Raw genomic sequence first — 10,537 nt, 5'->3', positions numbered from 1 at the left:
CTCAAAAGTAACCAACCGGCTACCTCTCGGCGACTTCGATAAAGTTACACCCAACCCCGAAAAACACACAAATCCCCTGGTAAACACGCAAAACGCGATTACCAAGGGATCAGTCAACAGCTAAGGTGACGCTCTTAGGAAGGATCCACGACCCGTGCCCCGGCGAAGCGCTTCTTGCCCTTACGCAGCACCAGCCACGAACCGTGCAGCAGATCGTTGGAATTCGGCGACCACTCGATGTCCTCGATGCGCTGGTTATTCACGTAGGCGCCACCCTCGCCCACGGTGCGGCGCGCAGCACCCTTTGATTTTTCCAGTCCCGCCTCAACCAACAGATCCAGAATCGTGGCCGCTGGGTCGACCTCGGCAATCTCGGTTTCCTGCAATGCGGAAGACAACGTGGCCTCGTCCAAATCCTGCAGCTCTGCCTTACCAAACAACGCCTGGGAAGCCAGCTCCACTGCTTCGGTGGCCTGCTCGCCGTGCACCAAGGTGGTCATCTCCCGCGCCAATACGCGTTGCGCCTCACGTTTGTGGGGTTCCTCCTCTACCTTGCGCGCCAGCTCTGCGATCTCCTCCTGGGTGAGGAAGGTAAACCAACGCAGGTAATCGATAACCACCGCGTCGCCAGCATTGATGAAGTACTGGTACCAGGAGTACGGGCTGGTCAGCTGAGGATCCAGCCACAGTTTGCCGCCGCCGGTGGACTTGCCAAACTTATTGCCCTCGGCATCTGTCACCAACGGCACCGTCAGGCCATGGACCTTCGCACCATTCACGCGACGGTTCAGATCGACGCCGGAAACGATGTTTCCCCACTGGTCGCCACCGCCAATTTGCAGCACACAATCGTACTCTTTGTGCAGGTGCACAAAGTCGTTTGCCTGCAGCAGCATGTAGGAAAACTCGGTGTAGGAAATGCCGTCGGATTCCAGGCGGCGCTTGACCGTATCGCGGTCCAGCATGGTATTCAGCGAGAAGTTCTTACCGATATCGCGTAGGTACTCGATGACGTTGATCTGGCTAGTCCAGTCCGCATTGTTCACCATCACTGCTGGGATTGCGGACTCGCCCGCCTCAGTGAAGTCGACGAAGGCCTCAAGTTGGTCCTTGATTGCCTGCATATTCTCTGCGATCTGCTCTTCCGAGAGCATGGATCGCTCTCCGACATCGCGTGGGTCACCGATCATTCCCGTCGCGCCACCGGCCAGCGCGATGGGACGGTGACCGAATTGTTGGAAGCGCTTCAGCATAATCAGCGGCACGAGGTGGCCAGCGTGCAGCGAGCTTCCCGTCGGGTCGAAACCGCAGTACAAGCTGATCGGGCTCTCTGCGGCTTCCTTCAATGCCTCTAGATCTGTCGACTGGTTTATCAGCCCGCGCCATTGCAGTTCATCGATGATGTTCGTGGTGTTGCTCATACGTAGGTGTTCCCTTGTTGCCTATTACGTGTTTTCTTTCCAGAGCGCGTCGCTCTACTTAATGGGCCAGTCCTTGGCTTCGTCGACCAGCATGACCGGAATACCATCCTGCACCGGATAGGCCTTGTTCAGCCTTGGGTTCACCAAATAGTCGCCGTGATCCTCCAGCGGCTGCTTGTCGATGGGGCACACGAGGATCTCTAGGAGCTTCTGATCGATCATGCTGCTTAGTCTAACCCGTACCCCAGACAACCTATTTAGTGACTCCCTGATGTTGCTTGCCGATGTCCCCTCGGTCAATCCCCTAGCCCATATCTTCACCCTCGCGTGCTGTGCGTTACAGTGGAAGGCGCAACCGAACACGGGCGCTCGAGGTATCGAGCTGAGATCGCGCTGTACACCTGCGCGAGTACCGCTAGAACCTGCCTGGTTAGAACCAGCGAAGGAAGAATGAGGAGAGTCAACTATGACGGATACGTCTGCCCAGCACACCCGTACCACCATCCCGAACGACGAGTACGGTGCGGAAATCCACCCGAAGCACAGCTTCGCCCCCATCGAAAAGCAGGTGGAGTCCTTCGGCAAGACCTTCACCCTTGAGGTGCCGGAGACCGAGGTTCAGCTGGACGATTCCCCGACCGGACCGAACGCGCCGCAGAAGCTCTACCGCACCCGTGGCCCGTGGGCCGAGCCGACCGAGGGGCTAGAGGCACTGCGCAGCGAGTGGATCGAAGCTCGCGGCGATGTGGAGGCCTACGAGGGGCGTCGACGCAACCTGTTGGACGACGGTAACCGCGCCCTCAAGCGTGGCGAGGCCAGCGACGAGTGGAAGGGCATAAGCCGCGAGACGCTGCGGGCCAAAGACGGCAAGCGCGTAACCCAGATGCACTACGCACGCCAGGGTATTATCACCCCGGAAATGGAATACGTCGCACTGCGCGAACACTGCGATGTAGAAAAGGTGCGGGAGCAAGTTGCTTCCGGCAAGGCGATCATCCCGAATAACATCAACCACCCGGAATCCGAGCCGATGATCATCGGCAATGCCTTCAACACGAAAATCAACGCCAACATCGGTAACTCCGCCGTGACCTCCTCCATCCGCGAAGAGGTAGACAAGCTGCGCTGGGCTACGCGCTGGGGCGCAGATACCGTAATGGATCTATCCACGGGCAACGACATTCACACCACCCGCGAGTGGATCATGCGTAACTCTCCGGTGCCGATCGGTACCGTGCCGATCTACCAGGCCCTCGAGAAGGTCGACGGCGTGGCCGAGGATCTGACCTGGGAAATCTTCCGCGATACCGTGATCGAGCAATGCGAGCAGGGCGTGGATTACATGACGATCCACGCCGGCGTGCGCCTGCCCTTCGTGCCGCTGACCACCAAGCGCGTGACCGGCATTGTCTCCCGCGGCGGTTCCATCATGGCCGGCTGGTGCCTGGCCCACCACAAGGAATCCTTCCTGTACGAGAACTTCGACGAGCTGTGCGAGATCTTCGCCAAGTACGATGTCGCGTTCTCGCTTGGCGATGGCCTGCGCCCCGGCTCGATCGCCGATGCCAACGACGCAGCCCAGTTCGCAGAGCTAAAGACCATCGGCGAGCTGACCCACCGCGCCTGGGAGTACGACGTTCAGGTCATGGTCGAAGGCCCGGGCCACGTGCCACTGAACATGGTGCAGGTCAACAACGAAAAGGAGCAGGAATGGTGCGGCGGCGCTCCGTTCTACACCCTGGGGCCGCTGGTTACCGACATTGCCCCCGGCTACGACCACATCACCTCCGCCATCGGTGCAGCCAACATCGCCATGGGCGGTACCGCAATGCTGTGCTACGTCACCCCGAAGGAGCACCTGGGTCTGCCGAACAAGGATGACGTGAAGACCGGCGTGATCACGTACAAGGTCTCCGCGCACGCGGCGGACGTCGCCAAGGGCCACCCTGGCGCCCACGAGTGGGACGATGCGATGAGCAAGGCGCGCTTCGAATTCCGTTGGCACGACCAGTTCGCCCTGTCCCTGGACCCGGATACCGCCCAGTCCTACCACGACGAAACCCTGCCCGCGGAGCCGGCGAAGACCGCCCACTTCTGCTCGATGTGCGGACCGAAGTTCTGCTCCATGCGCATCAGCCAGGATATCCGCGACGCGTTCGGCGAGAAGATCGACGAGGCTCTGGCCACCGACCAAAAGCAATCGCTAGTCAAGGACCTCGGCTTGCCGGGCTTCGGCCGCCAGAGTGTGGACGAAGAGCACTTCACTAATGCCGAGGGCGAAGAAGAAATGGCCGAGGAGTTCCGTCGTGCAGGATCCAAGCTCTACCTAAACCGGGACGAGGCCAAGGAAGTTTCTGAGGACCTGCAGAAGGAAGCAGCGGCGTACAGTGAGCGCTAACCAGCTGGACCTGCGGTGCTACCACGTGACGGGCGCACCGCAGGAGAAGGTCGTACAGGTTGCCGCAGCGGCAGCAGCCGGTGGCGCGGGCGTGATTCAAGTTCGCAGTAAGCCCATTAGCGTGCGCGATCTGACCGCGCTTGCTATCGACGTGGCGGCGGCGGTCGAAGAGGCCAATTCAGCAACGCGGGTGCTTATCGATGACCGAGTCGACGTGGCCGCCGCGCTAATGTGTAAGCACAATATCCACGGCGTACACATCGGCCAGGACGACCTGGATCCGCGCCTGGCACGGCAGATTCTTGGCGAGGATGCGATCATCGGGTTGACCACCGGCACCCTCGAGCTCGTGCAGGGTGCTAACGAGTACGCCGATGTGATCGACTACATCGGTGCGGGTCCGTTCCGCCCCACGCCCACGAAATCCTCTGGTCGAGCCCCGCTGGGATTGGAAGGCTATCCCCCGCTCGTCGCGGCTTCGGCCGTTCCGGTGGTGGCGATTGGTGATGTGCAAGCCACCGACGCCGAAGCGCTGGCGGAAACCGGTGTGGCTGGTGTCGCGATTGTGCGCGCATTTATGGACTCCGACGATCCGGCGGCGCTGGCGACCACGGTTGTCCGAGCTTTCGACCGCGCGAATGCAGCCACAGGTTCACATGAATAATGCCGAGCACGCCATCATTGGCGCGGGAATCATCGGGCTTAGCACCGCATTCGAGCTGGTGGATGCGGGTGTCGACCCACGGGAAATCGTGGTGATCGATCCCCACCCCATTAGCGGAGCCACGTTCGTGGCCGGCGGCATGCTGGCTCCGGTGGCGGAGGTGCAATACCGGCAAGAGCCGTTGTACCCGCTGATGGTTGCTTCAGGCGAGATGTTCCCGGATTTGCTAACCAGGTTGAGTGCGAAAACGACCGCTCCGACGGGGCATCGCCGTGAATCCACCCTGGTGGTGGGCGCCGACCGCGCCGATGGCGTGCACATCCGCGAACTGCTGGCGCTACAGCAGAAACACGGCATGGATGCCCACGCGCTGCCACTTCGGCAGGCCCGAAAGCTAGAGCCTGGGCTCAGCCCCCAGCTGGCCGCCGCAGTGGAAATCCCGGGCGATCACCAGATCAACCCGCGCATGTTCAGCGCGTGCCTGTTGGAATACCTGCAGCACGCCGGGGTTCGCTTCGTGGCTACGGCGGCAACGCGCATCGACGGGCACACTGTGCTGCTTGCCGATGCCCAGCTGGTCACCGCCGACATGATCTACCTCTGCAACGGTCTGGGCGCCAAAGACGTGGATGGCTGGTTCGAGGGCGCCAATCCCCTAGCGCTACGGCCGGTGTTGGGTGACATGCTAAGGCTGCGGGTACCAGAAGAGCTAGCGCCAATCACCCGAGTGGTGCGCGCATTCGTGGAGGATCGGCCGGTGTATGTTATCCCCCGCACCGACAGCACCATCGCTATCGGTGCCACCAGCCGCGAGGACAACCGCAAGGGCCCGTCCGTGGACGGTGTGCACACGCTCCTTCGCGATGCTATCCGCGTGGTGCCGGGGCTGGAGGACTGCGAGTTCATCGAGGCTATCGTTGGAGCCCGGCCTGGCACCCCCGATGATTTGCCCTACCTGGGCAAAGTACGCGACGGGCTAGTGGTTTCCACCGGCTACTTCCGCCACGGAATCCTCCTGTCCGCCCTGGGAGCTAAGGTGGGTGCCCAGTTGGGAATGGGCACGTCCCCGAGGATGGACATCTCGGCCTGCGATCCGCTACGCCACGCCCGATAGCCTCACAAGAATAGCCTCACAAGAAAGGAATAAGCACCATGGACTACACACTTAATGGCGAGCCCCGCCACAGCGATGGGCCGATCACCGTGAGCGCCATCGTAGAAGCAGAGACTGGCGATGCCTCGCCAAAGGGCGTGGCCGTGGCCATTAATGGCGATGTGATCCCCGCCAGCAACTGGTCTCATGAGGTTACCGACGGCGACCAATTGGATGTCCTCATCGCGGTACAGGGCGGGTAGGAATCTCCTATGCTTACTATTGCAGACAAACAATTCGATTCGCACCTAGTAATAGGAACCGGCGGGGCCAGCAGCCAGGACATGCTGGAGCAATCCCTGGTTGCCAGCGGTACGCAGCTCACCACCGTCGCCATGCGTCGGCACAGCGCTAAGAGTCCCGGTGGCGAGTCCATCTTCGAGCTCTTACAGCGGTTAAACATTGACGTGCTGCCCAACACTGCGGGATGCCGCACCGCCCGCGATGCCGTAACCACCGCCAAGTTAGCCCGCGAGGCGCTGGGCACCAATTGGGTGAAGGTAGAGGTGATCGCTGATGACCGTACGCTTTTGCCCGACGTGGTGGAGCTCGTGGATGCTTGCGAGATGCTGGTTGCTGAAGGATTCGTGGTGCTGGCATACACGAGTGACGATCCGGTCATCGCCAAGCGGCTAGAAGACGTGGGCGTGGATGCGGTGATGCCTTTGGGCTCGCCGATTGGTACAGGTCTGGGCATCCTGAACCCGCACAATATTGAGCTGATTTGTTCGCGCGCCCAGGTTCCCGTGCTGCTGGATGCCGGTGTGGGCACGGCCTCCGATGCGGCGCTGGCCATGGAGCTGGGCTGCGATGGGGTACTTTTAGCCAGTGCCATTAACCGCTGCCAGGATCCCCTGGCGATGGCCTCTGCAATGAAATACGCCGTGGAAGGCGGCCGGTTGGCCCGCCAAGCTAGTCGCATTCCGAAAAGGCAGCACGCCGTGGCCTCGTCCTCGTTTGAAGGTTTGGCTAGCTGGGAAGATAAGGTCCTGTAATGAGCCAACTGCCCCACGATGAGCTGCATAGAGTGGCCCGTCAAACCCTGCTGCCCGGCTTTGGCATCGCCCAGCAGGAAGCGCTGCACGGCACCCACGTATTCGTCATCGGCGCTGGCGGATTGGGATGTCCCCTGATGCAGCAACTGGCTGCCGCCGGTGTGGGCGAGATTTCTGTTATCGACGGCGACACGGTGGATCTCACCAATATCCACCGCCAGATCCTGTTCGGCGCCGAGGATGTGGGTAGATCCAAGGTGGAGATCGCCGCCGAAAAGCTCGAACAGCTACAGCCAGGCATCGTCGTGCATGCGATTCGCGACCGGCTCACCGCGGACAATGCGTTGGACTACCTCCGTGGAGTGGACATCCTGGTGGATGGTTCCGATACGTTTGCCACCAAGTTCCTAGCCGCCGATGCTGCGGAGATCACCGGCACCCCGCTGGTATGGGGTTCGGTGCTGCGATTTCGCGGTGACTGCGCAGTGTGGTGGTCTGGACCCGGTGCCGAATCGGGCGTGGGCATGCGCGATCTCTATCCTCTGCAACCCGATCCCGATTCCGTGCCGGATTGCGCCACCGCCGGCGTGCTGGGCGTAACCACCAGCGTGGTCGCGGGCCTGATGTCCACCGAGCTGATTCAGTTCGCCACCGGCATGAACCGCGACCGGGTAGGTTTGTTGAGCATCTACGATGCCCTGAGTTCCTCCATCACTCACTTCCGCGTGCCCCACGACCCAGCACGTGAGCTAACCACACAGCTGCAAAAAGACTACGGTGACGCTGCCTGTACCGTGCTGGGGGCCGAAGTTGCCGCCGCGATGTTCGACGATCTGCGCGAAGGCGCCGCGGCTATCGACGTACGCGAAGCCGGGGAAGCTGCCATCGATGATTTCTTTTTTGACGCCACCGCGAAGCATTACCACTTACCAACGTCCGAGTGGCAGGAAGATCCAGGGATAGTGCGCTCCCTGCTCGATTCCCTGCAGTCCGAGGGGCTTAGCGACGCCTGGGTATACTGCGCCTCCGGCAAGCGATCTGCCACTTTCATCTCGGCCTTCGCCGAGGAAGCCGAACAGCGTGACATTAAGCTGCACAACGTTGCAGGCGGCATAAAGAGCCAGCCCGCAACGTCTCATGGAATCCCTTCCTCTCATTGATGAGGGCATTTTTATCTTCCAGATGAGCCAAAGGACCCCTATCGGTCGCCCTTCTAGTTCTGCGTGCGCACCGGTTCGGTAGCCCACTTGCGCGCTGCGGCGGCATGTTCGCGGACGGTTTCGCGCTGTTCAGCAACGCGGACCCCGGCGGTTCCGCCCTTAGTTGTGCGGGAAGCGACCGCACCGTCAATGGTGAGGACCTCATGCACCTCTGGGGTCAGCCGCTTGTCGACGCCCATGAGTTCCTCATCAGTGAGATCCACCAGGTCCACTCCCCGCTCTTCGGCGATGCGTACGCACGCGCCGGAAGCTTCGTGTGCTTCGCGGAAGGGCACGCCTTGGCGCACCATCCACTCGGCCAAGTCGGTGGCCAAGGTGAATCCGCGTGGCGCCAACTCGCGCATCCTGTCTTCATTAAAGGACAAGGTGGACACGAGCCCGGTCATCGATGGCAACAATAGGTTGAGCTGTGCCACCGAGTCCACGATGGGTTCTTTGTCCTCTTGCAGGTCGCGGTTATAAGCCAGCGGCTGTGCCTTGAGCGTGGACAACAACCCGGTGAGATTGCCAATCAGGCGCCCAGTCTTGCCGCGGGTAAGTTCCGGGATATCCGGGTTCTTCTTCTGCGGCATGATGGATGAGCCCGTGGACCATGCATCGTCCAAGGTGACGTAGCCGTATTCCGGGGTGCACCAGTAAATGATCTCTTCTGCCAGCCGGGACATGTCAACGGCGATCTGTGCCAAGACAAAGGCCGTCTCCGAAGCGAAATCGCGAGAAGCGGTGCCATCCAAGGAGTTCTCCGCGGCTGAATCAAAGCCGAGTTCCGCGGCGATGGCCTCTGGATCGAGCTGCAGGGAGGAACCTGCGAGTGCACCCGAACCATATGGAGATACGGCTAGCCGCTTATCCAAGTCCTGCAGTCGCTGAATATCGCGCAACAGCGGCTGAGCGTGGCCCAGCAGCTCGTGCGCAAGCAAGATGGGCTGCGCGGCTTGGGAGTGCGTTTTACCCGGCATGATGGCCTCGGGGTGCGCGGCGGCTTGATCCGCTAGGGCATCGACAAGCTCGGAGACCTGCACTGCCGTATCGCGGATGGCATCGCGCACCCACATGCGAAAGAGCGTGGCGACCTGGTCATTGCGGGAACGTCCCGCGCGCAGGCGGCCGCCCACCTCGGGACCGACGATGTCGATAAGGCCGCGCTCCATGGCGCCGTGCACGTCTTCATCGGTGGGTGCTGGGACAAATTCGCCCGAAGCTACCCTCTCCCCGAGCTCGGTGAGCCCGGAAAGCATGGTGTCGAGGTTGGCATCGGAAAGCAGCCCTGCCTTGTGCAGCACCTTGGCATGCGCCTTCGAGGCAAACACGTCGTAAGGGGCAAGCACCCAGTCAAAATGGGTGGAAACCGAGAGGGCGAACATCGCCTCGGAAGGGCCGCCGGAGAATCGGCCGCCCCAGAGCGCGCCTTCGTTAGTCTTGTGTGGTTCCATCGGTGCCTATTTCTCTGCGCTGGTGGGGAAACCACCCTCGCGGTCACGCTGGTTGGAAATCTGGGTGGACAAGCCGTGCAACTGGACAAAGCCCTTTGCAGCGGTCTGGTCGAAGGCATCGCCGGTGTCGTAGGTAGCCAAATCGAAGGAGTACAGCGACTGGCCAGAGCGGCGGCCGGTCACGGTCGCGGTACCTGCGTGCAGGCTCAGGCGGATATCGCCAGTGACATTCTCCTGGGACTCCTCGATGAAGGCGTCCAGGGAGCGCTTGAGCGGCGAGTGCCACAGGCCGTCGTAGACCTCTTCGGACCACCGTGCATCCGTCAGGCGCTTGTAGCGCGCGAGCTCGCGCTCCACGGTGACATCCTCCAGCGCCTCGTGGGCCTGGATGAGCACCATGGCACCCGGTGCCTCGTAGACCTCGCGGGACTTAATGCCCACCAACCGGTCCTCTACCATGTCTAGGCGGCCGATGCCCTGGGCGCCGGCGCGGCGGTTGACCTCTTCGATGACCTGCAGCGGGGTCAGCTTCTTGCCATCGACAGCAACCGGAACACCCTTCTCAAAGGAAATGATGATCTCATCCGGAGCATTGCCCAGGCCCGGATCTTCCGTATATGCGTAGAGATCCTTTGTCGGTGGGTTCCACAGATCCTCAAGGAAGCCGGTTTCTACCGCACGGCCCCACAGGTTCTGGTCGATGGAAAATGGCGAGGCCGCCGACTGCTCAATGGGCAGGTTAATCTCTTCTGCAAAATCGATGGCCTTATCGCGAGTCCATGCATAATCGCGTGCTGGGGCCACAATCTCTAGCGATGGATCCTGGGCGCGGAAAGAAACCTCAAAGCGCACCTGGTCATTGCCCTTACCGGTACAACCGTGGGAGACGTGCGTCCCGCCGTGCTCCTGCGCGGCCTTCACGAGGTGCTTGGTAATAAGCGGGCGGGAAATGGCAGATACCAGCGGGTACTGCTTCATATACATGCCATTCGCCTTGATGGTGGGCACGCAGTATTGCTCCGCAAACTCATCTTTGGCATCGATAACGATGGACTCCACCGCGCCGCAATCGAGTGCGCGCTGGCGTACGGACTCCATGTCCTCGCCGCCCTGGCCCAAGTCAAGGGAGACGGCAACGACATCGCCGCCGGTCATTTTTGCCAGGTATGGAATGGCTACCGAGGTATCGAGGCCACCGGAATAGGCCAAGACTACGCGTGCAGACATGCTAAGACTCCTTAATTAATTGAAAA

The 10,537-nt window shown here is 61.1% G+C and carries 10 protein-coding genes; 6 read left to right on the top strand and 4 right to left on the bottom strand.

The genetic code is table 11. The annotated features are described in order from the left end of the window. Positions 1-134 precede the first annotated feature (134 nt). Together tyrS and QP970_RS09955 are read right to left on the bottom strand one after the other, a co-directional pair. Positions 135-1,421 carry a tyrosine--tRNA ligase gene (gene tyrS / locus QP970_RS09960; protein WP_284772183.1) on the bottom strand — a complete coding sequence of 429 codons (1,287 nt, stop codon included), beginning with the start codon at positions 1,419-1,421 and terminating at the stop codon, positions 135-137. Between the two features lie 54 nt (positions 1,422-1,475). Continuing rightward, entirely contained in the window at positions 1,476-1,643 is a 168-nt protein-coding gene (locus QP970_RS09955; RefSeq protein WP_023017904.1) for a Trm112 family protein, read from the bottom strand. Positions 1,644-1,887: 244 nt separating this feature from the next. On the opposite strand from QP970_RS09955, the gene thiC reads away from it, so the two are divergent. Genes thiC through QP970_RS09925 form a run of 6 tightly spaced genes read left to right on the top strand, consistent with a single transcriptional unit; the run spans position 1,888 to position 7,791 of the window. Next, entirely contained in the window at positions 1,888-3,819 is a 1,932-nt protein-coding gene (gene thiC, locus QP970_RS09950) for a phosphomethylpyrimidine synthase ThiC (RefSeq protein ID WP_284772184.1), read from the top strand. Next, positions 3,809-4,483, top strand: coding sequence for a thiamine phosphate synthase (locus tag QP970_RS09945; protein ID WP_284772185.1), 675 nt, complete (start codon positions 3,809-3,811; stop codon positions 4,481-4,483). Before thiC ends, QP970_RS09945 begins: the two co-directional genes overlap by 11 nt. Next, on the top strand, positions 4,476-5,597 hold the full coding sequence (gene thiO / locus QP970_RS09940; RefSeq protein WP_284772186.1) for a glycine oxidase ThiO: 1,122 nt from the start codon (positions 4,476-4,478) through the stop codon (positions 5,595-5,597). Before QP970_RS09945 ends, thiO begins: the two co-directional genes overlap by 8 nt. 38 nt (positions 5,598-5,635) lie before the next feature. Further along, positions 5,636-5,839 (top strand): sulfur carrier protein ThiS, encoded by a 204-nt coding sequence (gene thiS / locus QP970_RS09935; protein ID WP_284772187.1) that lies wholly within the window; start codon positions 5,636-5,638, stop codon positions 5,837-5,839. A gap of 9 nt (positions 5,840-5,848) precedes the next feature. Beyond that, positions 5,849-6,631: a thiazole synthase gene (locus QP970_RS09930; RefSeq protein WP_284869901.1), complete on the top strand. Its 783-nt coding sequence runs from the start codon at positions 5,849-5,851 to the stop codon at positions 6,629-6,631. Beyond that, positions 6,631-7,791 (top strand): ThiF family adenylyltransferase, encoded by a 1,161-nt coding sequence (locus QP970_RS09925; RefSeq protein ID WP_284849749.1) that lies wholly within the window; start codon positions 6,631-6,633, stop codon positions 7,789-7,791. Before QP970_RS09930 ends, QP970_RS09925 begins: the two co-directional genes overlap by 1 nt. 53 nt (positions 7,792-7,844) lie before the next feature. Here the strand turns inward: QP970_RS09925 and argH are convergent, their stop codons facing one another. Together argH and QP970_RS09915 are read right to left on the bottom strand one after the other, a co-directional pair. Next, positions 7,845-9,284, bottom strand: coding sequence for an argininosuccinate lyase (argH, locus tag QP970_RS09920; RefSeq protein WP_284869900.1), 1,440 nt, complete (start codon positions 9,282-9,284; stop codon positions 7,845-7,847). A 6-nt stretch (positions 9,285-9,290) separates the two neighbouring features. Then, positions 9,291-10,511: an argininosuccinate synthase gene (locus tag QP970_RS09915; protein WP_284772191.1), complete on the bottom strand. Its 1,221-nt coding sequence runs from the start codon at positions 10,509-10,511 to the stop codon at positions 9,291-9,293. Positions 10,512-10,537 lie beyond the last annotated feature (26 nt).

It is taken from the genome of Corynebacterium sp. MSK073, from assembly GCF_030232085.1.
Lineage (GTDB): Bacteria > Actinomycetota > Actinomycetes > Mycobacteriales > Mycobacteriaceae > Corynebacterium.
This window is presented reverse-complemented; position numbering and strand designations above follow the sequence as displayed.